This window comes from uncultured Ruminococcus sp. (genome assembly GCF_947301925.1).
Classification (GTDB): Bacteria; Bacillota; Clostridia; order Oscillospirales; family Ruminococcaceae; genus Ruminococcus.
Genome location: NZ_CAMYUE010000015.1, coordinates 1 through 26,034, shown reverse-complemented (window position 1 = coordinate 26,034; position 26,034 = coordinate 1). Strand labels below are relative to the sequence as shown.

The following is a 26,034-nucleotide window of genomic DNA, read 5'->3' as shown; positions in this document are numbered from 1 at the left end:
ATTTGGCTTTGAATGTTCATGTGGGAGCTGTGATATGATTATTTTATCATACAATGCGAATGAAGATTTAATAGTAAAAAAATACCGCAGAGCGAGAACTCTGCGGTATAGTTAAAAGTGATATGTTTGATAAGTGGTCGCGGACAATCGATTAAAATAATAAAAAACTGCAAACAGCTGTTTAAAGCCATTTGCAGTAAACCAATAATGTGTGTCTTTTACAAAATAGATATTTTTTTCAAGTCAAATTTTTTGAGATTTCTGAGGTTGGTGTGTCATAACCTCACGGGATTTCAAATTTTAACTCAAAATTGAAATCTGGTTTTTAAAGCAAGCACCTTGAAAAATCAAGGCGCTTTTTATTTGGTTTTATCGCTCTCCAACCTTTCAACAAATTTCACAGACCAATAACTTGAACTGTCTCAAAATTTGCGCCAGTTAATTTTTGGCTGAGTTTTAATAATTTCCAAAAAATAATAGGCTTTTCTTTAACTGGAAGTAAAGTTCTTACTTCTGGTTAATTCCATATTATAGAAGAATAAGGTATAATATGTTCATGACATCTTAAACATCCCGAGCTCTTATTCAATATCTTCCCATTTGCTCAAAATTAGTTGCCATCCAAACTGTTCAGGAAATCCTGGACGATAGCAGCGCACTCTTCTGGCTTGTCCTCATACAGGAAATGGCTGCCGGGGAGATATCGGATCTCGCAGTTCCCGAGCTTCTCAATAAACGGCTCCAGCTCTTTGCTGCGGTTCTCGGTGATCTGTTCGAGGTATTTCTCGCAGGCATAGGATTCGCGGTCTGTCTCGTTGCCGGTAAAGTCCTCAGAATTTTCTGCAATGAGATCTTCCTTGAATTCGCTTGCATCGAAGTAGGCCTGCACTTCCTCAGCGGTGCGGAAGCCGTCGCGGAAAGACAGGTACATCTTCGGGACATCGTTCGGCGAGAGAGACTCCCAAGTGGAGTTTTTGTTGATGTCAATATACTCACTCTCGGAGTAAAATGCGTCGGCAGCAAGCGTTGACACATACATGATGTCATAGGCACGCTGCTCATCAGCTGAGAGCGTTGGATCCTTTGGGATGAATGCGTGAAATGCCACATCGCCTACTCCGAGATTGGCGAGGTAGTAGAACATATCCTTACCCCCATGAGACTGCGGATCAGTGATCGGTGTCGGATATGTTCCGTCCAGATTGACCAGTGCCTCAATCTCGTCAGGGTAATTGCTCACCCAGTAGGAGGCGTACAGGCTGCCGAGAGAATGCGGCATGAGGACATACGGCTTTTCCACACCGGCATTTTCGAGCGCTGTGCGGTAGTTTTCCACGACCATTTCAACGGTCATGGCTTTTTTTGTGTCATCGCTGCCGTCATAGCCCGGACGTGAGAGGTAGATAAACTCGTTATCCTCCTGAAAATTCTCCGCAAATTCCTTCATAGAGAAACGATAGCAGGGACCTGCGCCCGAAAGCATGATGATACGATGCTTTCCGTCAGCATTGCCTGTCTTTTGCACGTTGAGGGAATAGTCCCCGACGGATGCCAGTTCGCAGAATCCTTTTTCCTGTAGGAACGTCCTGTTTTTCGAGATCATTATGCGGTGGTAGATGAACAGTCCCACCACCAACAGGATCAGCAAGATCAGCAGTACGACCAGCACTTTTGCAATGCCCTTTAAAAATTTCTTTATAATTTTCATTTTTATTCCTATTTTCTGATGCTATTTTGCATCAGCCTTTCATATATTATTGCTATCTTTAACCAGAAGTAAAAATCTTACTTCTGATTAATTCCATATTATTAGCTAATGAGTTATGCTTTATTAATAGCAATCGTAGTTGTAGACAACTCTGGAAAAGTCGAGCTTCCTGAGATTTTCAAGAGGTATCATGAAAGTGCCTGTTCCTGAGTCACCCCACATTATATCAATACCTTTTTCTCTATTTTCGACGCTGTCAAGCTCAAAGAGCAGGGTATCGCAATCTCCGAGGCTGTCGGCACTGCGGGGATCTTCCTGGGTAAATATAGGATAACCGCCAATTACTGCATCGGGAAATGTATTATCATGAATTGCATCGCTGGTTTTGTCGTCAAGATCCCACAGTGATTCAACAGGCTCGTCAGCCAGTTCGTTGTAGCATTTCAGAAAAACTTCTTCAAAGCGGAAGTCGTTAGCAGTAGCATTAATTGTATCAGGTTCATGAGCTATGAGCTTGTACTCGCCTGTAAATGGCATATAAACATCGTCATCACCGTTATACTGCGGTATCTCGTCTGCAGAAAGGAGCTGTGTCTCGTCCTTGATTATATTTTCATGGTATATAATACGAAAATTATCCTGTGCTGCAAGAGGTTCACCGATGCATTCAGAAGCCATTCCGTATAGGTCGTCGCCTGCTATAAAGAACTGCAATATGCCTTTTGTTGGAAAATCAGGGATATGAGGGAGCTTTTCAAAGTTTAGCTGTGCAAGCAGAGATAGGGGCTGGTCTTTGAATTCGTTTTTCTTTCCGCGGGGATATTCCATATTCTTCGGGAAGTAGGGTGTACCTCCGATCTTGCTGTCGAATAATCCTGGTTTTTCGTTCACAACAGTAAACTTAACAGCAGGTCTTGGTGGAAGTATCTTTCTGACATTTTCCATTACTTTTTCAATATCCATATTATCTCTCCTTTTCATCGCAGCTATGGGCTGTATAATATATTTTAATTATATATCATGCCCGATAACTTGTCAATTGACAAGTTATAAGAGATTTTTCTCTCATTTTCGGTGCTTTTATCAAATACAAAAACGTCCAAATAAAAGAGAGATTAAATTTCCCCGCTTATTGGACGTTTGAGATGTATTATTCTGTTCGTTTTCAATCCTATCAGTTACATAGGCAATTAACTGCTCAGGAGTTGGCTTCTCACCGTTTGGGCAAATCTGCCGCCAATTGGCATGTGTTTCGTCATCTGTGTTGTTGTAGCATTCGTCAATCAGATCCTGTATTACTTCCTTTACCTCAGATAAGGGAACACCGAATTCGTATGCTGCTCTTTTAAGTCCTTTTTTGATTTTGTTCATTGTAGATAACCTTCAATTGATTAAGATAATGGTACCATTATAACACATTTTTGGAGGGAATACAGCATAATAATTTGAGATATATTGTCGAATTATAGCGAAAAAAGCAACATCTCAAAGCAATGTGCATTTTCTGCACATTACTATTTCACCTGCCATTTCTCCTGATTTCCTTGGTCAGATCCATAATCGCTTCTTCAGTATCCAGACCTGTCATTACTGATTTCCCTTTTAATTCATCCTGCAGATCCAGCATGGCTGCGATTGCAGGATTTTTATTGTCAATGGCACAGTTTTTCAGCCATCTTCCGGCTTCATCAGGATTATCAATTACCCATCTGAGAAACATATCCGTAACCTGATCTACGGTGAGTCCGAGACGATTCAGGATATCAAAGAGCTTGTCTTTTTCCTCTTCCGGCATTTCAATTATTATTGTTTCCATTATTGCCTTTTCCTTTAGATTGGGATTCTTCTCGCTTTTTCAGTTCAACAACAAGATCATCCCTTAATTCCAGCCATAATTCCTTATATGGCAGCTCTTTATTATACTTCATTTTGTCCTCAATGTCGCTGATCATGACGTTGAGGTCATTTTCTGTTATTGCCTCTATATGCCGTTCTATAAATCCCTTTACTGTACTTGGCATATAGGTATACCTGCCAAGAGCATAACGAAGGGCACAGCCGACTATTGTACTGAAGTCCGTGTCAGCTTCAATGCTGAACCAGTTTGCTGGGCATAGGACTAGGTCTGCCTTGCCTTCATCGGTAATAATAAAGCCTTTGTTTTCCTTTTCAACTCTAAAAAGTATATTATCAAAGTCATCGAACAGCTTCTGCCGGTTTATTTTCTCCATATCATTGGGATCGTGATAGACATCAAGCATATTATTCCTCTTTTCTTACATATATCAGTTTAAGTGCTATATCATGTCCCCAGAATACTCTTTCTGTCTCATTCCACATTGTTTCATCCAATGCATCTTTGATATATTTGACTCCGAGTACAATCTTTATATCTTCTCCACGATCCTTTCTGTTTACAAGTTCCTCTGCAACAGCAGGCAAACCAGCGGGAGTAGTGCTTTTAAAAACATCTCCTGGTGTCAGATTATATCGTTTGCAGAAATTCAATATTTCCTCTTTCTGCTTGTCAAGTATCTCTGGGGGATCATTCCTGCTGAGACTGTGAAGCAACATATCTGCTTTTGGAGAGAAAGGCATCATTTTATTCGATAGTTCCGGATGATCCGGGTTATGCTCCATATACCATATTATTTTCTTCTCGATCTCCTTACGTATCTCAGAGGTATCATAATCGGAGTATTGTTCAGCATAATCAAGAAATTTACAAATGGATCTGCCGTATAACAGCACATCATAACCTGTATAGTGTTCCCATCTGCCGTCGGTATAAGGAACTATTTCTTTATCAAAGGAAATATACAGGAAATCATCCTTGAATAGATGATTATCTACAAAGTAATTCGGCTTGTATATCATATACTTGACGCCTGCAGTCTTCAGATATACATAATTCCTGTACATATAGATATATTTGTAATATTCGGGAAGATCGTAAGCCGTTATCTTTGTAGGGAACTTTCCCTGTGAGTAAAGGCTTTGTACTGCGTAGTATTACCGTTATATCTCCACCGGGCAGTCTGTAGATATCTCTGTAGTTAGGTTTCTTTTTCATCTTGTGCCTCCGTTAGTTCCTTGTTGAGTCTGTGTATTTCATGACGAAGAGCCTGAACTGCTACTCCGAGGGAACCTATTGCGGCTCCGATAAGGATACCTATCAGCAGTCCGATGAAAAGGTTGGTCATATCACATCATCTCCATTCCCATTTCTTCTGATGATTCTTCGTCATAAATTGAAGTTATATTGACGTATTCTCCGATTATACCAAGTGCTTCTTCATAACTGCCGGATGAAGTTATGCGTTCACACATTTCCTTTGCTTCCGTAGCCATATGATTATGGCGAAGCGTTTTTGATGCTATTCCCATGAGGTTAAAGATATTCCCGTCCTGGCCGATTAATGGACAGTCCGGTTTTTTATGCTCCTGTGACTGCTCTTTTTCTATAAAACCTCCGAGTTTATTAGGAACATAGTCGGAAAGCCATGTACCATTGAACTGATCATGTGTCTGTAATCGCCATATTGCGAGCTTTCCGATATTCAGATCTGTATCTTCAAATGGGAACATTATACATGTATGTCCATCTGTCTCAAAAACATACAGTTTACTGAACATACTGCCGTTTAGCAGTATTTCCGAGTCTGTCAGTGAAGTATTTATTCCATCTGCCCATTCCTGAACATCTCCGCCGCAGCCTTGTAATATCAGTCCTTCTTTGTCACTCATATTTCTTAGATCTTCCGAGGTTATATTGACTATTTCGGCTTCAGGGAGCTTATAGCACCTTTCAAAGCTCATATCATTTCTATCACAGTTATGATACTGGACATTTCGCAGTGAACTATGGGTAAATATAGCGCTTTTAAGATTACAGTTTTCAAAGATTATATCCCTGAGAGCGGCTTCTTCGGCAATAAGCGAATGACAATCACAGCAGGTGAAACTTATGTTCTTCAGTTCTGCAAAACACATTCCTGCGTCTGTGATATCACATAACTTGAAATCACAGTTCCTGAATATAGCGCCATTAAACTGTTTCCCTGCGAAATTCAGCCTGTCAAAGATACAGTTTTCGAATACTGCACGTTCACCTTCATTTTCCTCGTTCCATTTATTATGGAGCAAACAGGCGCTATCAAGCTCCTCCTGCGTTATTATCCTTTTTTCTCCCATATTATACCTCCGTCATTCCCATACTCATTTCTTCTGACTGATCGGGATCATATTCCCTGAACATATATATTGACATATTTTCTCCGAAAAAGTTGGGGCTGTTATCTTGATTCAGAGAGATATATCCCTGTTTTCCTAGCTCTATAGGTTCCTTAGTTATGATAGAGCCTGCGTGGTTTACAGTGACATTCTTTTCAATAGCGCAGAAGTTGCCGTTATCGTCGTGTCTTATATGATAACAGTACATTCCTTTAGGGATATCAGCATCTGTGATGCGCTCATTTGTGAATAAAGCAGGCAGATCCTCAATCTCAACCAGCTCATATTCATCGTCATATTCGATATTAACATATCCTGTTTCACTGGCATTCAGATATAAGGAGTAATCCTCTTCAAGACTTACATCCATTACCTTTGCAGCGAATTCAAGGCATTCTTTTTGACTTTCGGGGAAGTATTCTTCTACACGCTCACCATCGTAATAAACGTAACGTCCACAATTCATACCGATATCTTCATCAGCCCATTCATGCTCCATTTTTACATCAGGATACATTTCTGACAGCTTATGCAGTATTGGATGTGGAGCAGACCATGCCGTAAGAAATTTGATCTTATCATCTTGAAGGGTGGTATTTTCGGTATATCCATAGGAATTCCACTTGGTTCCCCAATTCCCAAGTCGCCAGTCATACCAGTTATTCTCACCGTAAAGCTCTCTTTCACGTATTCCCAGCGAGCCGTTATAAACGGTGTCAGGCATAGGCAGTATTTTTTCAAAATCAACCGAACCTATACCGTGTTCATCATTTTGTATTTCCTTCAGCATTGCTGAAATTCGGCTTTTATCGCCAGAGAATGAAATTACATTTGTTACATGATTAGGCATTTTTCATCTCCTTGTCTATTTTCTTTATAAATTCAGTCAGCGCAACTATAACATTGACTGTAATGATATTGACAGTAGGCAACAACTCCTTCCTTATATATGTAAAAAAGCCGTATTGATCAAACAATACGGCGTATTTAGGTTATGTCATATTCATTTGTAATTCTGGTTCTTCTTCAATACTTTGAGTTTCGGATAGTGCCTTTTTTACAACATGAAAACTGTCAACACCAGGTATGAGCCCAAGCTGTCTTCCGTTTTCAAAAGCGCAGTGTATTGTGCCTATATCATCGACGGCTATAACTTTACCCTTAGTTCCGGAAGATATTGGTCTTGGATCATCTGCCATATTATCAACACAAATGCCTGTTCCAGGAGGGTACATATCTTTATAACGTTGTATCGCCTGCCTTGATAGCTCTGTCACTTATATCATCCTTTCAGATAAAAAGATCTGTTTTATGTAATATTTCGCATTATATGTATAAGTATTGATAATCTGTGCCAGTTATGATACAAGGCTTGGAAACGCTCCGTAGAAGCTGACAATGAGCGCAGAAAAAGGATTAAGTCTGAAAACAAAAAGGCTGGACTCATAAAAGTCCAGCCTTATATAGTAAATATTAACTTAGCATAATACATAAGAAATTCGACAAAACTTCGTTAAAAATAAACAACGGATTTTGAAGTTGTTTTTATGCCGAAACGGAATCAAAATCGTCTGAAATGATGATTTCAAGGGTTCACTTCCCGTAACATCGGAGTTTTTCAGAAAATATATCTATGAAAATTGAAAATTTTTTTCAGCCATGAGAATGCAAAAAATCCCCGAAAAATCGGGGATTTTTTGTAAAATATCTATTTTGTAAAATAGACAAAGTGACCCGTACGGGAATTGAACCCATGATTCCGCCGTGAAAGGGCGATGTCTTAACCTCTTGACCAACGGGCCATATGGTAGCGGCAGTAGGATTTGAACCAACGACCAATCGGGTATGAACCGAGTACTCTAGCCAACTGAGCTATGCCGCCATAATTTAGCAGGGGTCACCTGCGACTAAATTATTATAGTACAAAAAGGGCAAAAAGTCAAGTAAAGGGATAGACTGTCCCTGAAATTTGTCGACACACACAAAATGTGAAGCTGATAGGACGGCGTAATTGGTGAAAATAACATGAATGAAGGCACATGGGAAAGGGCAGTTCCGAAAGCGCTCTTTCCCATGCTGTATTGTTACGAGTTGTCCTTTTGTCTGAAGATCAGGGCGGCGGCGAGGCCGAACAGCAGAGCCGCGGTGACTCCGCCCGATGCCGCGGTGAGACCGCCTGTGAATATACCGATGAAGCCGTCGCTGTCAACGGCTTTTCTTATACCCTCGGCCAGCAGATGGCCGAAGCCTGTCAGCGGAACGGAAGCTCCTGCCCCTGCGAAGTCGGCGAGGGGACCGTAGATACCGGCGGCGGAGAGTATCACTCCTGCCACAACGAAGCCTGTGAGTATCCTTGCGGGCGTAAGCTTGGTATAGTCAATGAGGAGCTGTCCTACAGTGCAGATAGCTCCGCCGATGATGAAGGCCTTTATGAGGTCGGTGAGCATGATTATCAGTCCTTTCTCAGGTGTATAAGGTGGGAGATAGCGGGAATGGACTCCCCCTGCTGGAGGGACATAGGCGACATGAGAGCGCCTGTGGCGGCGAAGAGTATATCGTGGAGCTCTCCTTTTTCCAGCATAGGCAGGAAGTGGCCGCAGAGCACGCTTGCGCCGCAGCCGCAGCCCGAGCCTCCGCAGTTGGTATCCTGCTGCTCGGGGGAGAATATCATAGCGCCGCAGTCGCGGTGAACCGCGGATATATCTATGCCCTGTTTCAGCAGCAGGTCTGTAAGCAGGGGACTTCCCACCCGTCCCAGGTCGCCTGTGACAATGAAGTCATAGTCCGCAGGGGAGGTACCCGTGGCGGCCAGATAGCGCTGTATGGTATCCGCGGCGGCAGGAGCCATAGCGCTGCCCATATTGTTTATATCCGAGATCTTCAGGTCGGCTATCCTGCCGATACAGCCGCCAACGACGCTGATGCAGCCCTCCCGGGAGATGACCGCGGCCCCCGATGCTGTGCAGGTCCACTGAGCGGTGGGAGTCCTCTGTCCGCCGTAGGAAAGGGGGAAGCGGAACTGCCTTTCTGCGGTGGAAAAGTGGGAGGAGGTAACGGCGGCGGCATTTTGTGCAAGGCCGCAGTCCGTGAGCAGCGAGGCGATGAGAAGCCCTTCCGCCATGGTGGAGCAGGCGCCGTATAGCCCCAGGAAGGGCACTTCAAGCTCCCGCATACTGTAAGCGGAGCCGATACACTGGTTCAGCAGGTCGCCTGCGCAGATAACGTCGATATCCTCCTTGTGTACTCCGGACTTGTTCAGCGCCAGACTGACGGCCTCCAGCTGGAAGCGGCTCTCGGCCTGTTCCCAGGTGTCCATGCCGAAGTGACTGTCGCTTATGACCTCGTCGAAGCATTCCCCCAAAGGTCCCTGCCCCTCTTTTTCGCCTGCAACAGCGGCGAAGCTCTTTATTTTTACGGGAGCCTCCGTGCGGAAAACTCCCCTTGCCATGCGTTCTGCCATAAAATCTCCTCCTTTTGGAGCTATTATGCACTGAAAGGGCGGAAATATACGCCGTAAAGCATGACACGTCCCGTATTGACCGTTTTAATGATATCTGCCGTGAGCTGCGGCAGGCTTTTTTCGCAGTGCCGGCGGACGGAAAAATTTTAGCCGTGTATGTTGCTATTGATAGAACAATGTGCTATAATGATATTTGCAGAAATGCAAATAAAATCAATAAGGAGAATGATATGAGAAAGATCGCTGTTATTGCAGCAGCTTTTGCGCTTACTGCCGCCATTGCAGGGGGCTGCGGCAGTTCCGGAAAGGCAGGCTCAAAGAAGACGAAGTCTGAAAAGGCCGCAAGTTCGGCTGCGGATGAAACCACCACCAGGGCTGAGACAGAGGAAGCGGAAGAGGAAGAGACCACGGAAGAAGCTACAGAGGCAGCTTCCGAGACTGTGGACGAAGCTCTTCAGAGAAAGATGGTGGACGAGCTCAGTTCCATAGAATGGGCAGATGATGATTCCAAGCTGAAGACAAAGACCGTGGGCGACGATAAGTTCGGTCACATTGACGTTCCCGAGGACTGGTTCCTTGACGAGGCAATGGCTGCCCTTTCGGATGATGTGCTTGTCTATGAGAACGAGCCCTATGAGGTCAACGGAAGGACCGCTATGGATACCATTATAGTCGAGGTGATGCAGCCCTTCACTCTCAAGGACAGATTCGGCGATATACTTACTTCGGCTGCCAAGGACAGCAGCGCTTCCGAGATAGCTACCGTTGCCGAGGAGCTGGACGGAAAGATGTCGTCGGGAGTTATCGTGAAGTACGATGATCTTCACAAGCTGATACTGAACCTGTTCGTTACAGACGACGCTGAGACCGAGGTCTACTTCATCAATATCGAGACCAGCGATCCCAGAGTCATGGACCTTTACAAGACCTTCAAGAGACCTGCAAAGGATTCGTGATACGGTCCGCGCAGCGTCATAAACTCTGTAAATACAAATATCCCCGAAGCGATGGCTTTATCGCTTCGGGGACTTTTTATGCCTGTATGGGGACAGTTAACCGAATATCCGGTCGTAGGCGTGCCAGTAGAGATCGTCAAGATTTACCTTTTTCTTTGTCTCGGCACCCTTGCCGCCGTCCTTGTCATAGTATCTGGGGGTGTTGCCTGCCGGCCAGGTACCGATATAGTCGTTCTTATTCGTCCAGCTGGTCGAGACAGCGCAGTATTCTGCGGTGCCGTTCCTGATAACGACGAAGTATTTATATTTGCTAACCCCGTAGAAATATTTATTTATGTGCTCGTAGAACGTATCCGAATCAAAGGGGACCGCCACATTGTCTTCGGGGTCGGAGCTTATAATGTAAAGCCCCCTGGTGTTTATGCCCTCCTCGTCCAGTTCGACAAGAGCGGTATTTGCGGCCTTTGAGATCTGATTTGCTTCAGATCTGATGACGCTCTCCTTTGACCGCTTTACGGTACTCATCATCGCAGGTATTATCATGGCAGCGCCCAGAAGGAACAGACCGAGAAAGACCAGCAGCAGTATCAGTCCCGTGTGGCTCTTTTTTTGCTGCTGATACGGTGACTGAGGATATTGCGGATAAGGGTAGCCGTACTGTGGGTACTGCTGATACCCGTACTGTGGCTGCTGCATACCGCCCTGATAGTAGTTGTTCTGCGGCGGCGCATTATATCCGCTTCTGTCGGTGCTGCACGAGCAGGTCTCGCCTGCGGAAAGGTATCTTCCGCACTGAGTGCAATAAGGCATTATCCGTACCCCCTTTTGTCTTTTTATTAATTATACATTATTTTTCCGCGGAAATCAAGCCGTCAGATATATCCCAGAGTTTTCAGCAGGAACAGCCACCCCGTAAGGGTGAATGCGCTGAGGAGAGTGGTGAGCATTACCGCAAAGGCGGTGATAGTGCCCTTGTGTCCGAAATTCTTTGCCATGACGAAGCAGCTTCCCGTAGTTGCGCTTCCAAGCATCACCAGTATGGCTATGAGCTTTTCGCCGCGGAAGCCCAGCTTCACCGCCGCAGGCAGGAATATGCAGCAGAACAGCACCAGCTTTATGAAGGCCGCTCCTGCGGTGACGGGCAGCTTTCCTTTTGCCTCCCCGAACCTGAAGGAAGCTCCCAGAGCAATGAGGGAAAGGGGAGTAGCCATGTTTCCCAGATAGGTCACCGACTTTGAGAGTATGACTGGCTGGGGTATCTTCAGCAGCGACCAGCCTATGCCTATGCCGATGCCGATGATTATGGGGTTCGTGACTATGCTCTTCAGGGTATTCAGTGCGATGGCGCCTTTGCTGCCTGTTTTCTCCTTGTCGGGAGAGGTCACTGCAAGGGTGGTCACGGCTATGATATTATAGAGCGGCACAGTTCCCACTATCATCAGAGCCGCCATGGTGGAGTGGCCGTAGATGTTGTTCACGAAGGCTATGCCGAGGATAGCGGCGCTGCTGCGGTAGGAGGCCTGGACTATCTCGCCCCTTTCCGCGCCCTTTCCCACGATGAGGGCGTATATCACGGCTATGCCCACGCTGAGCAGGGTCACGCACATACAGAACAGCACGAAGCCCCCGTCCCATACCGAGCGGAAGTCCGCTGTGGACAGGTCCATGAACAGGAGAGCGGGCAGCAGCGCACGGAACACGAACCTGTTTATCTGTGCCGTGGCATTGTCGTCCAGAAGCTTTATCCTGTGAACGAACCAGCCGAACACCATCATGAGGAATACGGGAACGGTGGCGTTAAGGCTGAATATGAGGTTTTTCAGAAACAAAGAATATCACTACCTTACGGGATAAGCGGCAGGACCGTAAGCCCTGCCGCACTGAATATCAGAATATGTCCTTTTTCTTTTTGATGTACCGCCTTATGAGGACGAACACCATTATGAGCACGCAGATAACGAGGAACAGGGGCACCGCCCAGCGGTTGGAGTTCTCGTCCTCGGCGGACTTCATATCTGTCCAGAGGGTCTGCATTTTCAGGTTTGCCTCGTCGGAGAGATTGACGAATACAGTGGTCTTGTCGGCGATGAACTGACTGTCGGGATAGGATACGGGACTGTTCTTCACATCGTCGTCCAGCATATCGTAAGCCGCCTGATGAGGTGTGGAATAGCAGATGTAGTCGATGTTTGCGAAGGCTATATCGGGCTCGCACATGAAGTTTATGTACATCTCCGCAGCCTCTTTCTGACGGGCTGTAGCAGGTATGCACATGGCGTCCACAAAGAGGTTGGTGCCGCTTTTGGGGACCACGAAATCGAGGGAGTCGTTGCCCTCCAGTATGGTAAGGGCGTCGCCTGCGTAGTACGGAGCGATAAGAGCGTCGCCTGCCTCCATTTTGTCGAACACCTCGTCCATGACATAGCCCTGGACTATCCGCTTCTGCTTTTTCAGCTTGTTGGCGGCGTCCTCCAGCTCGTCGGGGTCCTCGGTGTTGAGGGAGTAGCCCTGCATTATCTCGGCGATGGCAAAGGCGTCGCGGGGATTGTCGAACATGAGTATCTGATCGGCGTAGTCCTCGTTCCAGAGCAGGTCCCAGTCTATCTCCTCCGGTGGGATATCCACCATGGTGGTATCGTAGATGATACCCACGGTTCCCCAGGTATAGGGCACGGAGTATTCATTGGTGGGATCGTAGGCCTGATTGCGGAAGTTGTCCATGATGTAGCTGAAGTTGGGGATATTGTCCATATCCAGCTTCTGTATCATGTTTTCCTTTATCATCTTGCTTATCATGTAGTCCGAGGGTATGATGACGTCATAGGAAGCCGCGCCGCCCTTGAGCTTTGCATAGAGCTCCTCGTTTGTGGCATAGTTGGTATAGTTCACCTTTATGCCCGTCAGCTTCTCGAACTCGCTGTTTACGTCCAGAGTTCCCTCGTCTGCGCCTGTGGAGATATACTCTCCCCAGTTATACACATTTATGGAGATGTCCTTGCCCTTGAAGCGGGTATAGTAGTCGGGGTCGGATACCGTCAGTGTCTGTGCGGAGCCCTCCTCCTCGGCTTCCTCCTCGTCCTTTGCGTCGGAGGCGCAGCTCCAGAGAGTTCCCGTGCCAAGCAGGGCGGCCATTACCAATGAGAATATCTTCTTTTTCATGGTCAGTCCTCCTTTGCGCCGTTCTTTCCGGCAGCCTTGTTCTCAATGGCGTTCTTCACCAGAAGGACTATCACGACGGCTATGAAGATAAGGGTGGACAGGGCGTTGATCTCGGGAGACACCTTTCTTCTGGTCATGGAGTATATGGTTATGGGCAGGGTCTGTGAGGTAGAGCCTGTAGTGAAGTAGCTGACCACGAAATCGTCAAGGGAATAGGTGAACGACATGAGGAAGCCGCTTACCACGCCGGGCATTATCTCGGGGAGGACTACCTTGCGGAAGGCCTTGAAGGGGCTGCACCCCAGGTCCTGTGCAGCTTCATAGAGGTGGGGGTCCATCTGATTGAATTTCGGCATGACATTGAGAATGACATAGGGCACATCAAAGGTTATATGTGCGATTAGCAGGGTAACGAAGCCGAATTCCAGGTTCATTCTTGCCGCGAAGAACACGAACAGCAGCATCAGCGAGACGCCCGTTACGATCTCGGGGTTGATGATAGGCATATTGGTTATGTTCATCACCACAGCCTTTGGCACCTTTCTCATGCTGTTGATGCCGATGGCGGCGAAGGTGCCCAGAATTGTGGAGACCACGCTGGCTATGGAGGCGATGATGATGGTATTTATAAGCGAGGATATGATTATCCTGTTATGGAAGAGCCGCTTGTACCAGTCCAGCGTAAAGCCGCTGAAGACGCTCCTGCTCTTGGTCTCGTTGAAGGAGAACACGATGAGCACGAAGATAGGCACATACAGGAACAGCAGCACCAGTACCAGATAGATTTTTCCCAGTTTTTTCATAATGCCGCCTCCTTACATAAGTACCTGATCGTCGGGATCGAACTGATTCATGACGGTCATGATAACCAGGATTATCACCATGAGCACCAGCGATATCGCCGCGCCCAGGTGGGGATTGTAGGCGTTGCCCAGGAACTGCATCTCGATAAGGTCGCCTATGAGAAGATTGGAGCCGCCGCCCAGCATACGGGAGATAATGAAGGTGGAGATGGCAGGCACGAACACCATGGTGACTCCCGAGGTGATACCGGGGACGCTGAGGGGGATTATTACGCGGAAAAGGGTCTGCCGCGAGCTGCACCCCAGGTCGGATGCCGCTTCAAACAGAGAATTGTCGATCTTCACCATTACCGAGTAAAGGGGCAGTATCATAAATGGCAGGTAGTTGTATACCATGCCGAGAACTACGGCTCCCGAGGTATTTATGAGCTTGTATGGACCCAGGTCTGCAAGTCCCAGCAGGTGGTTGATGATGCCGTTGTTTCCCAGGAGAGTCATCCATGCGTAGGTGCGCAGGAGGAAGTTCATCCACATGGGGAGCATGACTATCATGAGCATAGTGCCCTGCTTGTGCTTTTCCATACGGGAGAGTATGAACGACACGGGGTAGGCCACCACGAGGCATATGGCCGTAGCCACCAGCGAAAGCCATATTGAGCGCACGAAGATGTTTGCGTACTGTCCCACGTCCGAGACATATTTAAGTGTGAATCCCTCATCGTCCGTAAGGGCGAAGAAGCCTATCATCAGCAGGGGGACCAGTATGAATATTATCATCCATACCAGATAGGGGGCGGAGAAATATTTCAGCTTCATTCTGCACTTTCCTCCGTTTTCTTCATGATATGTATATCAAAGGGATCGAAGGTCATGCCTATCATCTGTCCCACGGGCTCGGCCTTGGTGGAGTGTATCACCCACTTGTGGTCTACGCCGTCAACTACCATCTCATAGTGAACGCCCTTGAACACCACCGACTCCACTATTCCTGTCAGCTTGGCTTTTTCCGCAGGTATAACCTTGACGTCCTCGGGACGTATAACGACGTCCACTGTCTCGTTGGGGTCAAAGCCCTTGTCCACGCATTCAAAGCGGCGTCCCGTGAACTCGACAACGCAGTCCTGGGGCATACAGCCGTTGACGATGTTGCTCTCGCCGATGAAGTCGGCAACGAAGGCATTTACAGGCTCGTTGTAGATATCCGTAGGGGAGCCTATCTGCTGGATATAGCCGTTGTTCATTACCACGATGCTGTCGCTCATGGTGAGAGCCTCCTCCTGATCGTGGGTAACGTACACGAAAGTCAGCTCCAGCTCCTGCTGTATGCGGCGGAGCTCTATCTGCATCTCTTTTCTCAGCTTCAGGTCCAGAGCGCCCAGAGGCTCGTCAAGGAGGAGCACCTTGGGGTGATTGACCAGAGCTCTCGCAATGGCGACACGCTGCTGCTGGCCGCCCGAAAGACGGTTTATGGAGCGCTTTTCGTAGCCCATGAGGTTCACCAGCTCCAGCATCTCGCCCACACGCTTCACGATCTCCTTTTCGGGGGTATTCTTTACCCTGAGACCGAAGGCGATGTTCTCATAGACGTTGAGGTGGGGGAAAAGCGCATAGCGCTGGAACACGGTATTCACGTTGCGCTTGTGGGGCGGAACGCCGTTTATGCGCTTGCCGTCGAAGAACACGTCTCCGCTGGTGGGCTCCAGAAAGCCTGCGATAATACGGAGAGTGGTGGTCTTGCCGCAGCCCGAGGGCCCCAGGAACGTAACGAACTCCTTGTCCTTGATATCGAGGCTGATGTTCTTGAGGATACGCTCGCCCTCCTCGAATTCAACGATGATGTCCTTTAAGCTGACGATATTTTCCATTTTACGGATCCCTTCCTTTTTACATTATTACAGAAATGCAAAGCCGATAAAATATGATTTATTATAACACATATAAGTTTAAAAATCAATGACAGAAGGTCAGTTAATAATACATAATAAAGCAGCCTGCCGTTAGTGCAAAGTGCATAGTGCGAAGGGATTCCGCGGCGCAGGGAATATATGTCCGCAGACAGGCATATCCTTTAAGGACAATGCTTGCGAAAGGGTGAAAATATGGGTCTTACAGAAAAGGAAGCGGCGGAGAGACTGAAAGCCGAGGGTGAGAACGTCCTCGGGGAGAGCAGGAGGACGGGGCCGCTGAAAATATTCATAGGACAGTTCAGGGACGTTATGGTGATGATACTTCTGGGAGCTACGGTGATATCGCTGCTGCTGGGGGAGCTCACCGACGCAGTGACCATAATCCTCATCGTGTTCCTCAATGCGGTGCTGGGCTTTGTGCAGGAGTACCGCACGGAGCATACCCTTGAGGCGCTGCGCTCCATGACCTCTCCCACGGCGAAATGCTGGCGTGACGGGAAACTTTCTGAAATAGAGGCCTCGCAGCTGGTTCGCGGAGACGTCGTCGAGCTGGAGGCAGGGGACCGTATTCCTGCGGACTGTGCCGTGCTGAGGGCGGCAGGCTTCTTCTCCGACGAATCACTGCTTACGGGAGAATCCGTGGCGGTGGGTAAGTCTGTGGGAGATGAGGGGGATACCGACAATTCCCTCAACAAGAGCAATATCGTCTACTGCGGAGCCTCCGCCACAAAGGGCACCTGCCGTGCAAAGGTGATAGCCACGGGCATGAATACCCAGATGGGCAGGATATCGGAGATGCTCCGCGATATCGACAGGGAGCCCACGCCCCTCCAGAGGCGGCTGGCGGAGCTCGGCAGGGTGGTGGCGATAATATGCCTTGCAGTGTGCGCAGCCGTTTTCGGGGCAGGAGTGCTCCGGGGCGAGAATGTGTTCGATATGCTGATGACGGGCATAACCATAGCCATTGCCGCTATCCCAGAGGGGCTTCCCGCCACGGTGACCATAGCACTGGCTCTTGCGGTGAGCCGCATGATGAAGCACAAGGCGCTGGTGAACAAGCTCCACAGCGTGGAGACCCTGGGCTGCACCTCGGTGATATGCTCCGACAAGACGGGCACCATCACCGAGAACCGCATGACCGTCACGGAGCTTGCCACGGCAGAGGGTACCCGCTTTTTCAGCGGCATGGGCTACCGCGTCAGCGGAGAGGTCACCGACGGGGAGGGCAGTCCTGCGGATACGTCCTCGGATAAGGCTCTCGGGGAGGCTCTGCGCTGCGGAGTGCTGTGCTCCACTGCGGAGATAAGCAGGCAGGAGCCGCCCAAAGGCCGCAACAGAGGCAGCCTGACGGGAAAGGGCGAGTGGAAGGTCACGGGAGACCCTACGGAGGCGGCTCTCCTCATAGCGGCGGCGAAGGCAGGCGTCACCAAGGAGGCTCTGGGTGCTTCATGCCGCCGTCTCGGGGAGTTCCCCTTTGACAGCGAGGAGCGCTTCATGGCGGTGCATATTGCCTGCGGCGGCGAAAAGCGGATATACTTCAAGGGCGCGGAGGAGGTGCTGCTGCCGCGGTGCAGTACATATATGGACGGCAGCGGAAAAGCCCTTCCCCTTACTCCTGCCATGAGAAAAAGGCTGGGGGAGAGGGCTGCGGAGATGTCCGACAGGGCGCTGAGAGTTCTTGCGCTGGCGGTGTGCGCTTCCGGGGATATGGAGCCCCGACGGGGAGACCTGGTATTCCTGGGGCTTGCAGGCATGACGGATCCGCCCCGCGAGGAGGCAAAGACCGCTATCCGCAAGTGCGCGGCGGCCTCCGTAAAGACGGTGATGATAACAGGAGACCATAAAAATACCGCCGTGGCTGTGGCGGCAAAGGCAGGTCTGCTAAGAGGCGGAAGCGCCATAACGGGAGCGGAGCTGGACAGACTGTCCGATGAGGAGCTTGACCGCGATATCGGCAAATACACCGTGTTCGCAAGGGTGGAGCCCGCCCATAAGCTCCGCATAGTGCGAAGCTTCAGACGGCACGGAGAGATAGTCACCATGACGGGGGACGGCGTCAACGACGCCCCTGCCGTAAAGGAAGCCGATGTGGGCGTAGCTATGGGAGTTACGGGCACTGACGTCACCAAGCAGGCCGCCGACGTTATCCTCATGGACGACAACCTTGCAACACTGGTGGACGCCGTGGAGCAGGGACGCTGCGTCTACGCCAATATACGGAAGTTCGTGCGGTATCTGCTGTCCTGCAACATAGGCGAGGTGCTGACCATGTTTCTGGGCATACTCATGGGTATGCCCGTGGTGCTGCTGCCTGTGCAGATACTCCTTGTGAATCTTGTCACCGACGGCCTGCCTGCCATAGCCCTTGGCATGGAGCCTCCCGAGAGGGATATTATGAACAGACCGCCCAGGCGCTCCGACGAGGGCTTTTTCTCGGGTGGTCTCATGTGGCGGATAGTGCTGAGAGGCGTGCTCATCGGCCTGTCCACGCTTGCCAGCTTCGGCACGGTCATGCGCATGGGCGGTACACAGGAGGCCTGCCGAACTGCCGCTCTCATAACACTTGTGGTGTCCCAGCTCATACACGTTTTCGAGTGCCGCTCGGAGCGCCGTTCCGTTTTCACCATGAATCCCTTCGGCAATATGAAGCTTGTGGGAGCTGCGGCGGTATCCGCGGCGGTGCTGGCGGCGGCAGTAACGGTACCTCAGCTCCAGGTGGTGTTCAGCACGGTGGCTCCCGATACGGCGCAGCTCCTGACCTCGCTTGGCTTCAGCGCTGCGGTACCTGTTTTAGCGGCATTCAGCCGCAAGGGCAATTGAGGCGGGATAATAATAAAGCGGACGCTGTAACGTCCGCTTTATGTCATATCTCCAGCCCGAAGCTTATGGACAGGGCTGTGTCCACCTTGTTCATTGAGTTAAGGTCCAGCTCGCCCATTTTGTCCTTCAGACGCCGTTTGTCTATGGTGCGTATCTGCTCCAGCAGCACTATGCTGTCCTTGGCAAGTCCGCATTTGTCCGCCTGAACCTCTATATGTGTGGGGAGGCGGTTCTTGTCACGCTGACTGGTGATGGCAGCGGCTATCACCGTGGGACTGTGCCTGTTTCCAACGTCGTTCTGGACTATAAGTACGGGTCTTATGCCTCCCTGCTCGGAGCCTACAACGGGGCTCAGGTCGGCGTAATATATTTCTCCTCTTCTGACTGACATAGTTTTTCTCCCGATATATGATGAATTTCAGCTGATGTTCTTATTATTGCCCTTGAGGCTGAGTTTATGCAGCTTCATTTCATTATATGCTTTGGGGAGAGATCCTGCTTATGCCTTGTTTTTATGCAAAGAGGTCTCCTTTTTCCTGAAAAAGCCGGATACTGCCTTTTCGGCGGCCTTTGCGATGAACAGCCTGTACAGCAGAGCTGATATCATCACCGCTGCCGCATAGCTGAGCCATACGGCCTTGGTGGAGTAGTTCAGTCCGAGGCCTGCGTATTCGTCAACGAGCTTTACGGCGCACTGCACGGGGAAATGCACAAGGTATATCACTATGGACAGGCTGCCCAGATATGTGAGCGGGCGTATGCTCAGTATTTTACCCAGCCAGGGTATGAACAGCGCCGAAAGTATCATTGCGGGGGCGATGCCGAGTATGAACGCCATGCGGAAGTCGCCCATGAATTCGGGCCTGAATCGCAGCACAAGATAGCTGACTATCACCGCTGCGAGGCATACATAGCCCAGACGCTGATACCTGAAGCGCTCCCTGTTCCTGTATACCGTGCAGAGTATGGCTCCTGCGGAGAAGCAGGCTATGCCCCGTCCCACAAGCTCGTTCCATATGGGATAGTTCAGACCCGACAGGGTGATAGTTGTGCCGAGAAGGGTTGTGCCGAAGAAGGCATAGCAGGCGTGACGCTCGTTCTTTACGCGGTATAGTATGAAATAGAATATCAGGTAGCAGAGCATACATATGCTTATGCACCATGACGGCGCGTCAAAGGACCAGTCCTTGCCGAAGAAGCCGTCCTGCATCAGCAGGAGATTGTATATCAGGTGCTGGATATCGAAATTGCCGTAAACGAAGGTGTCGCCGCATCTGTGATAATATGCCGCTTCCAGCACCGCGGTCAGCAGGGTGAAGAACAGGAAGGGCGGGTATATCCTCCGCAGGCGCTTCACGATGAATTCTCGGAAGCCTATGCGGCGGCCTATGACTCTTTCCGAATAGCCGATCATCATTCCGAAGCCCGACAGCATGAAGAACAGCTCCACCATAAAGGAGCCGTACTTGTAGCACATGGGGAATAGGGAGAAGAAGGGGGAGCCGTCCGGGGGCGAAAAGTGCTGGTAATGCCAGAAAAATGCGATTATACAGGCGCCTATGCCCTTCAGTCCGTCAATGGCGCCGAGGTGGCCGTTGTTTTTTGCGTTCTTTTCAGTCATTTTTGTTCCTCTTTTTTCAGTTTACGGAATATGTATATCTCGATAAGGGTAACGGCAGTGCCCGCCGCGTAGCTCCACAGGTCCTCAACGGCGAAGCTGGTGCCGATAAGAGTGCGCAGGAAGGGGTTCTCAACGCCGAGGACGTCGGCGATATGCGCCTTTTGCAGGAACTCCACTGCAAAGGAGAAGGCCAGTATGCCCAGCGCGCCCCCATAGGAGCTGAACTTCCTCGGTATAAATGAGCGGAACAGGCAGTAAAGCACCCATACCACTATGACGTCTCCTATATATGAGCGTATGAAGTGATTGAAGTAGAACACTCCTATGCAGACCTCTATGCCCACAAGGACGATGAAGCCGATGATGTAGGGCAGCCGTGCTTTCATAGCGTCTCCTCCGCAAGATGGGGGAATATGCTCAGACTGCGCCTGAGTATGCCGTTCATCAGGGCAAGAGCCGTTCCGTAATTGGTAAAGGGTACGTTCTGATCCTCGGCGGATTTGCGGCGATAGGTCATCTCGCGCTCGCTGAGCATACAGCCGCCGCAGTGTATCACAAGGCTGTATGGCGACAGATCTTCGGGGAACTCCCGTCCCGAGCTCAGGGCGATGTTTATATCCTTCCCCGTGGTCTTTTTCAGCAGGGCAGGCAGCTTTACGCTGCCGATATCGCCGCACTGGCGGTGATGGGTGCAGCCCTCGGATATGAGGACGGTATCTCCGTCCTTCAGCTTCTTTATGGCAGCTGCGCCCTTTACGGCGGTGTCAAGGAAGCCCTTGTATCTTGCCATGAGTATCGAGAATGAGGTCAGGGGCACGTCCTCGGGGACTATGCGGCTGACCATTGCAAAGGCCTGACTGTCGGTAATGACCATTTTCGGCGGTGCGGAAAGCTTTTCCAGTGTATCCGCCAACTGGTGCTCCTTGGTGAATACTGCCATTGCGTTCGCGTCAAGTATGTCGCGGAGGGTCTGCACCTGGGGGAGTATCATTCTTCCCTTTGGCGCAGAGGCGTCGATAGGCGTTACCAGTACCACCATATCGCAGGGGCTGAGCAGGTCGCCCACTATGCGCTTTTCCTGCGCAGGCAGCTTTGCAAGGGCGGCTATGCGCTCCTTCAGCTCGTATATGTTTTCGCCTGTGAGGGCGCTGACCTCGAATTCGTTGTCCTTACAGACGCGCTTTTCCGAGATGTCGGACTTGTTGTACACCGTGATATAGGGGATAGCCTTTTCCCCGAAAATGCCGATGAGCTGACGCTCAGTGCCGGTAAGTCCCACAGTGCCGTCAACTATGAGGACGGCTATATCCGTGCGGTTGAGTATCTGCTTCGTTCTGCGGACCCTCAGCTCTCCCAGAGCGCCCTCGTCGTCGAAGCCGGGGGTGTCGATTATCACCACGGGCCCCAGCGGCAGGAGCTCCATCGCCTTTGTTACGGGGTCGGTGGTGGTGCCCTTTACGTCGGAGACCACTGACAGCTCCTGTCCCGTAACAGCGTTGACAATGCTGGATTTTCCTGCGTTTCTCCGCCCGAAGAAGCCGATGTGGACTCTCTCCGAGGAGGGTGTATCGTTAAGACTCATATCTATCATTCCTTTTTATTCTGTATGGGAAGCGGCTATAATTAAAAGCCGCGAAGCGTAAGCTCCACGGCTCTCATTATAGCATAAACCACTGCTTATTGCAATATAAACTTCGGATTCCCGTCGAATATGTGCAGATGTGCGGGATCGGGACAGCGCTTTATCAGCTCCGCTATGCCGATCTCGTGAAGAAGCTCAAACTCCTGTGCGGTTATGGGCACCAGCCACAGCAGGTTCACGCGGTTGCCGATGAATTTTCTCCATTTCGGACACTCCATGCCCTGTATGTATACGGGATTTATCATGAGCATCTGGGAAAAGCCTCTGATATTGGAGAAATCAAAGGTGTGGCCGTGCCAGATGAAGTCGCGCTCCACCCAGGGCATCCTTGCAACGTTTGACATCAGCGAGAACATCATCTGCGTCATGGGCTCGTGGCGCTCGAGTGCGGCAAAGCCCAGCTCTATGCGGTTGCATTCCTTGTAATGGCTGCCGAATACGGCCTCCGAGCGGGGCATTGCGAACTGGCTGACGCCCAGGGTTATACCGTATACCACGCCGTTCTTCCTGCCCTGTGCCAGAGCCTTCGGCGGGAACTTGCCGCCGTCTATGGCGTAGTATCTCTCGTGCTGACTGCCGCAGAACTCCTCGATGACTCTCAGGCATTCCTCCTGTATCTCGGGCCATGAATCGTCGGCCTCGATGTTCTCCCAGAAGGTGGAGAGGCTCTTTGCACGCTGCTCAAATGCGGGATCATCGGGCATTCCCCATGCGTAGCGGGTCTGCCCTTTGGCAAATACGGAAAAGCCGGGGAAGTCGTGAAGGCCTGCAATGGGAGGTATGGCGCAGAGCAGCCTGTCGCCGTAGAATACGGCGGCTGCGTCTCCCGTATCGTACCATTGGCATGAGAGCTTTTTGGGGTTGAGGGTTATTCCTGCGGCAGGGTGTATGGGAGCAAGATTCTCCTTGCAGAGCATGGGAGCCTTTCCGTCCTTCATGCACTCGGGATCAAAGGTCTCGGGAGCGGGCTTGCGGTTGCATACCCACAGTGCTCTGAAAAGCTTCACTCCCGTTTCGGGAGCTGTCATCAGGTACATATAGTAGGTGCTGTCGTCCTCCTCGATGACTGCGTCGATATCGCATATGGGGGAATGTGATTCAAAGATTATTTCGCTCATTCTTATCTCCTTGATTTGTGTTATTCTGTGATAAAAGCCGCACAGCGGACTTTTGCGGACAGTTCAAAGGCGGAGAACATGGGAGCCCTCCGCCGTATTATGTCTGTTCTGACAGCGATCAGAACTGTATCTGATCGATAACGCTTCTGAGCGCCTTTGCGCTGGCCTGAAGCTTAGCCACCTCTTCCTCGGTGAGCTTGGGGTATACCTCTTTCTCGATACCGTTGCTTCCTATAACACAGGGAATGCTGAGGCAGACGTCGTTTATGCCGTATTTGTCGTTTATCATGGTGGATACCGTGATTATGTTCTTTGAGTCTCGGAGAACGGTATCGCATATCTTGTTCACGCACATACCTATAGCGTAGAAGGTAGCGCCCTTTCTCTTGATGACCTCAGAGCCTGCCTTGCGCACCTCGTCGATTATCTCGTCCTCGTCAAGGTCTGCGTGATCCTGATCTGCGCAGTATTCGTCCACGGGAACGCCTGCGATATTCATGATGGACCAGGGAATGAACGAGGAATCGCCGTGCTCGCCGAATACATATGCGTGAATGCTGTTGGGGCTGAGTCCCACATGGTCTGCGATGATAGCGCGGAGACGCGAGGTATCAAGGACGGTTCCCGAGCCTATTACCTGATTGGGCTTGAGGTCGGTACACTTGAGTATGGTATATGTAAGGATATCAACAGGATTGCTCACCACCACATAGATAGCGTCGGGAGCGTACTTTGCCACCTGGGGCATTACTTCCTTGATGATATTCACGTTTGTCTGAGCAAGGTCAAGACGGGTCTGGCCGGGCTTTCTTGCGATACCGAGAGTAACTACTACGATATCGGAGTCCTTGGCGTCCTCATAGCCTCCGTCGAAAACCTCAACGTTCTCGCTGAAGGATACGCCCTGGCGGATATCCATAGCCTCGCCTGTTGCCTTTGCCTTGTTTATATCAACGAGCACTATATCCGAGCAGGTGCCTGCCACGGCAAATGTATAGGCAACTGTTGCGCCAACGTTGCCGGCACCGAGTATAGTTATCTTTGTTCCGTTCTTTTCAGCCATAGTAAAGACCTCCTACATAATACAGGGACACTCTGCGTTCTATATCTTTGTGCAGTGCCTTGCAGAGCTCCATACAATTTTATTATAATCATTAGTATGGAAAATATCAAGCGAAATCAAGCCTTTTGCGGAAAAATCGTAATTTCATACAAAACGGGGGTGGATTTAACAGGTCTTTTTCATTGGGCGGCCAATGCGGGACACCATGCGGGGGGAGAGAAGGGCGGGTGTGCATTGATGAATATTATTCTGCATATTGTGAATATTTGCGGAATAAATGAATATTTATGCAAAACCTCTTGACATTCTTATAGTAAGTAGTATAATAGTCTTATATCGCAAATCCACGCGGCTTATAAGCGGCGTTTATATTCAGGAGGTAATCAATATGGTTAATAAGAAGGATATCAAAAAGGTAGTTCTTGCATATTCGGGCGGACTTGATACATCTATCATCATCCCGTGGCTCAAGGAAAACTACAACAACTGCGAGGTAATCGCTGTTTCAGGCGACGTAGGACAGGGCACAGAGCTGGACGGCCTGGAGGAGAAGGCTATCAAGACAGGTGCTTCCAAGCTCATCATCGCAGACCTCAAGGAGGAGTTCATCCAGGATTACGTTTACCCCACCGTTCAGGCAGGCGCTATCTATGAGAACAGATATATGCTGGGTACTTCATTCGCACGTCCCATCATCGCAAAGCGTATCGCCGAGATCGCTGTTGCCGAGGGCGCTGACGCTATCTGCCACGGCTGCACAGGAAAGGGCAACGATCAGGTAAGATTCGAGCTGGCTATCAAGGCCTTCGCTCCCGAAATGGCTATCATCGCTCCCTGGAGAGAATGGGACATCAAGAGCCGTGACGAGGAGATAGACTACGCAGAAGCTCACAATATCCCTCTGAAGATAAACAGAGAGACAAACTACTCCAAGGACAAGAACATCTGGCACCTCTCACACGAGGGTCTGGATCTTGAGGATCCCGCAAACGAGCCTCAGTACGAGAAGAAGGGCTTCCTTGAAATGGGCGTTTCACCTATCGACGCTCCCGACAAGCCCACATACATCACTATCCACTTCGAGAAGGGCGTTCCCACAAAGCTGGACGGCAAGACACTCAACGGCGTTGAGATGGTATCAGCTCTTAACAAGCTGGGCGGCGAGAACGGTATCGGTCTTGCTGATCTCGTTGAGAACCGTCTCGTTGGTATGAAGTCAAGAGGCGTTTACGAGACTCCCGGCGGCGCTATCCTCTATCACGCTCACGAAGTCCTCGAAACGATCACTCTCGACAAGGAAACAGCACGTATCAAGCAGTATCTCGGCATCAAGTTCGCCGATATCGTATACAACGGCCAGTGGTACACACCCCTCCGCGAGGCTCTCACAGCTTTCGTTGACAAGACTCAGGAGAGAGTTACAGGCGATGTAAAGCTCAAGCTTTACAAGGGCAATATCATCAACGCAGGCGTAACTTCACCCTATACTCTCTACGATGAGGAAGTTGCCACATTCGATGAGGACGAGGTTTACAACCAGGCTG

At 49.7% G+C, this 26,034-nt stretch carries 27 protein-coding genes, 2 tRNA genes and 1 pseudogene; 3 read left to right on the top strand and 27 right to left on the bottom strand.

Annotation, left to right across the window (positions count from 1 at the left end; genetic code table 11):
- Positions 1 to 610: 610 nt before the first annotated feature.
- From Q0Y65_RS13170 to Q0Y65_RS13100, 15 genes and pseudogenes are all read right to left on the bottom strand, one after another.
- Entirely contained in the window at positions 611 to 1,708 is a 1,098-nt protein-coding gene (locus tag Q0Y65_RS13170; RefSeq protein ID WP_297960657.1) for an alpha/beta fold hydrolase, read from the bottom strand.
- Positions 1,709 to 1,831: 123 nt separating this feature from the next.
- A complete protein-coding gene (locus Q0Y65_RS13165; protein WP_297960654.1) occupies positions 1,832 to 2,671 on the bottom strand; it encodes a YwqG family protein in 840 nt (279 codons plus the stop codon).
- Positions 2,672 to 2,791: 120 nt separating this feature from the next.
- Positions 2,792 to 3,079, bottom strand: a complete 288-nt coding sequence (locus Q0Y65_RS13160; protein ID WP_297960651.1) for a hypothetical protein — start codon at positions 3,077 to 3,079, stop codon at positions 2,792 to 2,794.
- Between the two features lie 148 nt (positions 3,080 to 3,227).
- Complete coding sequence (locus Q0Y65_RS13155; RefSeq protein WP_297960648.1) at positions 3,228 to 3,524, bottom strand: hypothetical protein; 297 nt, start codon at positions 3,522 to 3,524, stop codon at positions 3,228 to 3,230.
- Complete coding sequence (locus Q0Y65_RS13150; RefSeq protein WP_297960645.1) at positions 3,505 to 3,969, bottom strand: hypothetical protein; 465 nt, start codon at positions 3,967 to 3,969, stop codon at positions 3,505 to 3,507. Before Q0Y65_RS13150 ends, Q0Y65_RS13155 begins: the two co-directional genes overlap by 20 nt.
- Before the next feature lies 1 nt (position 3,970).
- On the bottom strand, positions 3,971 to 4,585 hold the full coding sequence (locus tag Q0Y65_RS13145; RefSeq protein WP_297960644.1) for a hypothetical protein: 615 nt from the start codon (positions 4,583 to 4,585) through the stop codon (positions 3,971 to 3,973).
- A 179-nt stretch (positions 4,586 to 4,764) separates the two neighbouring features.
- Entirely contained in the window at positions 4,765 to 4,911 is a 147-nt protein-coding gene (locus Q0Y65_RS13140; protein WP_297960641.1) for a hypothetical protein, read from the bottom strand.
- A gap of 1 nt (position 4,912) precedes the next feature.
- Complete coding sequence (locus Q0Y65_RS13135) at positions 4,913 to 5,455, bottom strand: hypothetical protein (RefSeq protein ID WP_363293566.1); 543 nt, start codon at positions 5,453 to 5,455, stop codon at positions 4,913 to 4,915.
- 66 nt (positions 5,456 to 5,521) lie between these two features.
- Positions 5,522 to 5,902: pseudogene (locus tag Q0Y65_RS13130) on the bottom strand (pentapeptide repeat-containing protein); the annotation flags it as partial.
- A gap of 1 nt (position 5,903) precedes the next feature.
- Complete coding sequence (locus Q0Y65_RS13125) at positions 5,904 to 6,791, bottom strand: LPD28 domain-containing protein (protein ID WP_297960638.1); 888 nt, start codon at positions 6,789 to 6,791, stop codon at positions 5,904 to 5,906.
- 142 nt (positions 6,792 to 6,933) lie between these two features.
- Positions 6,934 to 7,218 (bottom strand): DUF4314 domain-containing protein, encoded by a 285-nt coding sequence (locus tag Q0Y65_RS13120; RefSeq protein ID WP_297960636.1) that lies wholly within the window; start codon positions 7,216 to 7,218, stop codon positions 6,934 to 6,936.
- Between the two features lie 453 nt (positions 7,219 to 7,671).
- A tRNA-Glu gene (locus Q0Y65_RS13115) sits at positions 7,672 to 7,743 on the bottom strand.
- Between the two features lie 3 nt (positions 7,744 to 7,746).
- Positions 7,747 to 7,823, bottom strand: a tRNA-Met gene (locus tag Q0Y65_RS13110).
- Positions 7,824 to 8,025: 202 nt separating this feature from the next.
- On the bottom strand, positions 8,026 to 8,388 hold the full coding sequence (gene spoVAE / locus Q0Y65_RS13105) for a stage V sporulation protein AE (RefSeq protein ID WP_297960633.1): 363 nt from the start codon (positions 8,386 to 8,388) through the stop codon (positions 8,026 to 8,028).
- A gap of 5 nt (positions 8,389 to 8,393) precedes the next feature.
- Entirely contained in the window at positions 8,394 to 9,401 is a 1,008-nt protein-coding gene (locus Q0Y65_RS13100) for a stage V sporulation protein AD (protein ID WP_297960630.1), read from the bottom strand.
- Between the two features lie 230 nt (positions 9,402 to 9,631).
- Here Q0Y65_RS13100 and Q0Y65_RS13095 point away from each other — a divergent pair, with 230 nt between their 5' ends.
- A complete protein-coding gene (locus tag Q0Y65_RS13095; protein WP_297960627.1) occupies positions 9,632 to 10,357 on the top strand; it encodes a hypothetical protein in 726 nt (241 codons plus the stop codon).
- 96 nt (positions 10,358 to 10,453) lie between these two features.
- On the opposite strand, the gene Q0Y65_RS13090 is transcribed toward Q0Y65_RS13095, so the two are convergent.
- From Q0Y65_RS13090 to potA, 6 genes are all read right to left on the bottom strand, one after another.
- The gene (locus Q0Y65_RS13090) at positions 10,454 to 11,167 is read right to left on the bottom strand and encodes a hypothetical protein (protein WP_297960624.1); all 714 of its coding nucleotides are present in this window, start codon (positions 11,165 to 11,167) and stop codon (positions 10,454 to 10,456) included.
- Between the two features lie 62 nt (positions 11,168 to 11,229).
- Positions 11,230 to 12,186 carry an AEC family transporter gene (locus tag Q0Y65_RS13085; protein WP_363293564.1) on the bottom strand — a complete coding sequence of 319 codons (957 nt, stop codon included), beginning with the start codon at positions 12,184 to 12,186 and terminating at the stop codon, positions 11,230 to 11,232.
- A gap of 58 nt (positions 12,187 to 12,244) precedes the next feature.
- On the bottom strand, positions 12,245 to 13,516 hold the full coding sequence (locus Q0Y65_RS13080) for a PotD/PotF family extracellular solute-binding protein (RefSeq protein WP_297960621.1): 1,272 nt from the start codon (positions 13,514 to 13,516) through the stop codon (positions 12,245 to 12,247).
- 2 nt (positions 13,517 to 13,518) lie between these two features.
- Complete coding sequence (locus tag Q0Y65_RS13075) at positions 13,519 to 14,319, bottom strand: ABC transporter permease (RefSeq protein ID WP_297960618.1); 801 nt, start codon at positions 14,317 to 14,319, stop codon at positions 13,519 to 13,521.
- 12 nt (positions 14,320 to 14,331) lie between these two features.
- Entirely contained in the window at positions 14,332 to 15,135 is an 804-nt protein-coding gene (locus Q0Y65_RS13070; RefSeq protein ID WP_297960616.1) for an ABC transporter permease, read from the bottom strand.
- Positions 15,132 to 16,184, bottom strand: coding sequence for a spermidine/putrescine ABC transporter ATP-binding protein (gene potA, locus Q0Y65_RS13065; RefSeq protein WP_297960613.1), 1,053 nt, complete (start codon positions 16,182 to 16,184; stop codon positions 15,132 to 15,134). Before potA ends, Q0Y65_RS13070 begins: the two co-directional genes overlap by 4 nt.
- Before the next feature lie 234 nt (positions 16,185 to 16,418).
- Here potA and Q0Y65_RS13060 point away from each other — a divergent pair, with 234 nt between their 5' ends.
- Positions 16,419 to 19,046 (top strand): cation-translocating P-type ATPase, encoded by a 2,628-nt coding sequence (locus Q0Y65_RS13060; RefSeq protein ID WP_297960610.1) that lies wholly within the window; start codon positions 16,419 to 16,421, stop codon positions 19,044 to 19,046.
- Positions 19,047 to 19,089: 43 nt separating this feature from the next.
- Here the strand turns inward: Q0Y65_RS13060 and Q0Y65_RS13055 are convergent, their stop codons facing one another.
- The 6 genes from Q0Y65_RS13055 to Q0Y65_RS13030 form a co-directional block, all read right to left on the bottom strand.
- A complete protein-coding gene (locus Q0Y65_RS13055) occupies positions 19,090 to 19,437 on the bottom strand; it encodes a type II toxin-antitoxin system PemK/MazF family toxin (protein ID WP_297960607.1) in 348 nt (115 codons plus the stop codon).
- A gap of 108 nt (positions 19,438 to 19,545) precedes the next feature.
- Positions 19,546 to 20,667: an acyltransferase gene (locus Q0Y65_RS13050; protein ID WP_297960604.1), complete on the bottom strand. Its 1,122-nt coding sequence runs from the start codon at positions 20,665 to 20,667 to the stop codon at positions 19,546 to 19,548.
- Positions 20,664 to 21,053: a DUF2809 domain-containing protein gene (locus Q0Y65_RS13045; RefSeq protein WP_297960601.1), complete on the bottom strand. Its 390-nt coding sequence runs from the start codon at positions 21,051 to 21,053 to the stop codon at positions 20,664 to 20,666. Before Q0Y65_RS13045 ends, Q0Y65_RS13050 begins: the two co-directional genes overlap by 4 nt.
- Positions 21,050 to 22,249, bottom strand: coding sequence for a [FeFe] hydrogenase H-cluster maturation GTPase HydF (gene hydF, locus Q0Y65_RS13040; RefSeq protein ID WP_297960596.1), 1,200 nt, complete (start codon positions 22,247 to 22,249; stop codon positions 21,050 to 21,052). Before hydF ends, Q0Y65_RS13045 begins: the two co-directional genes overlap by 4 nt.
- Before the next feature lie 95 nt (positions 22,250 to 22,344).
- Complete coding sequence (locus tag Q0Y65_RS13035; RefSeq protein WP_297960593.1) at positions 22,345 to 23,427, bottom strand: suppressor of fused domain protein; 1,083 nt, start codon at positions 23,425 to 23,427, stop codon at positions 22,345 to 22,347.
- Between the two features lie 118 nt (positions 23,428 to 23,545).
- Positions 23,546 to 24,490: an L-lactate dehydrogenase gene (locus Q0Y65_RS13030; protein ID WP_297960590.1), complete on the bottom strand. Its 945-nt coding sequence runs from the start codon at positions 24,488 to 24,490 to the stop codon at positions 23,546 to 23,548.
- Between the two features lie 388 nt (positions 24,491 to 24,878).
- Here Q0Y65_RS13030 and Q0Y65_RS13025 point away from each other — a divergent pair.
- Positions 24,879 to 26,034 (top strand): argininosuccinate synthase (locus Q0Y65_RS13025; RefSeq protein WP_297960587.1); only part of this gene is annotated, 1,156 nt, incomplete at its 3' end.

Excerpts from the sequence above, each read along its gene's own strand:
- Q0Y65_RS13170 (WP_297960657.1), bottom strand. The coding sequence starts at position 1,708 with ATGAAAATTATAAAGAAATTTTTAAAGGGCATTGCAAAAGTGCTGGTC.
- Q0Y65_RS13165 (WP_297960654.1), bottom strand. The coding sequence starts at position 2,671 with ATGGATATTGAAAAAGTAATGGAAAATGTCAGAAAGATACTTCCACCA.
- Q0Y65_RS13160 (WP_297960651.1), bottom strand. The coding sequence starts at position 3,079 with ATGAACAAAATCAAAAAAGGACTTAAAAGAGCAGCATACGAATTCGGT.
- Q0Y65_RS13155 (WP_297960648.1), bottom strand. The coding sequence starts at position 3,524 with ATGGAAACAATAATAATTGAAATGCCGGAAGAGGAAAAAGACAAGCTC.
- Q0Y65_RS13150 (WP_297960645.1), bottom strand. The coding sequence starts at position 3,969 with ATGCTTGATGTCTATCACGATCCCAATGATATGGAGAAAATAAACCGG.
- Q0Y65_RS13145 (WP_297960644.1), bottom strand. The coding sequence starts at position 4,585 with ATGATATACAAGCCGAATTACTTTGTAGATAATCATCTATTCAAGGAT.
- Q0Y65_RS13140 (WP_297960641.1), bottom strand. The coding sequence starts at position 4,911 with ATGACCAACCTTTTCATCGGACTGCTGATAGGTATCCTTATCGGAGCC.
- Q0Y65_RS13135 (WP_363293566.1), bottom strand. The coding sequence starts at position 5,455 with ATGAGTGACAAAGAAGGACTGATATTACAAGGCTGCGGCGGAGATGTT.
- Q0Y65_RS13125 (WP_297960638.1), bottom strand. The coding sequence starts at position 6,791 with ATGCCTAATCATGTAACAAATGTAATTTCATTCTCTGGCGATAAAAGC.
- spoVAE (WP_297960633.1), bottom strand. The coding sequence starts at position 8,388 with ATGCTCACCGACCTCATAAAGGCCTTCATCATCGGCGGAGCTATCTGC.
- Q0Y65_RS13100 (WP_297960630.1), bottom strand. The coding sequence starts at position 9,401 with ATGGCAGAACGCATGGCAAGGGGAGTTTTCCGCACGGAGGCTCCCGTA.
- Q0Y65_RS13095 (WP_297960627.1), top strand. The coding sequence starts at position 9,632 with ATGAGAAAGATCGCTGTTATTGCAGCAGCTTTTGCGCTTACTGCCGCC.
- Q0Y65_RS13090 (WP_297960624.1), bottom strand. The coding sequence starts at position 11,167 with ATGCCTTATTGCACTCAGTGCGGAAGATACCTTTCCGCAGGCGAGACC.
- Q0Y65_RS13080 (WP_297960621.1), bottom strand. The coding sequence starts at position 13,516 with ATGAAAAAGAAGATATTCTCATTGGTAATGGCCGCCCTGCTTGGCACG.
- Q0Y65_RS13075 (WP_297960618.1), bottom strand. The coding sequence starts at position 14,319 with ATGAAAAAACTGGGAAAAATCTATCTGGTACTGGTGCTGCTGTTCCTG.
- Q0Y65_RS13070 (WP_297960616.1), bottom strand. The coding sequence starts at position 15,135 with ATGAAGCTGAAATATTTCTCCGCCCCCTATCTGGTATGGATGATAATA.
- potA (WP_297960613.1), bottom strand. The coding sequence starts at position 16,184 with ATGGAAAATATCGTCAGCTTAAAGGACATCATCGTTGAATTCGAGGAG.
- Q0Y65_RS13060 (WP_297960610.1), top strand. The coding sequence starts at position 16,419 with ATGGGTCTTACAGAAAAGGAAGCGGCGGAGAGACTGAAAGCCGAGGGT.
- Q0Y65_RS13055 (WP_297960607.1), bottom strand. The coding sequence starts at position 19,437 with ATGTCAGTCAGAAGAGGAGAAATATATTACGCCGACCTGAGCCCCGTT.
- Q0Y65_RS13050 (WP_297960604.1), bottom strand. The coding sequence starts at position 20,667 with ATGACTGAAAAGAACGCAAAAAACAACGGCCACCTCGGCGCCATTGAC.
- Q0Y65_RS13045 (WP_297960601.1), bottom strand. The coding sequence starts at position 21,053 with ATGAAAGCACGGCTGCCCTACATCATCGGCTTCATCGTCCTTGTGGGC.
- hydF (WP_297960596.1), bottom strand. The coding sequence starts at position 22,249 with ATGAGTCTTAACGATACACCCTCCTCGGAGAGAGTCCACATCGGCTTC.
- Q0Y65_RS13035 (WP_297960593.1), bottom strand. The coding sequence starts at position 23,427 with ATGAGCGAAATAATCTTTGAATCACATTCCCCCATATGCGATATCGAC.
- Q0Y65_RS13030 (WP_297960590.1), bottom strand. The coding sequence starts at position 24,490 with ATGGCTGAAAAGAACGGAACAAAGATAACTATACTCGGTGCCGGCAAC.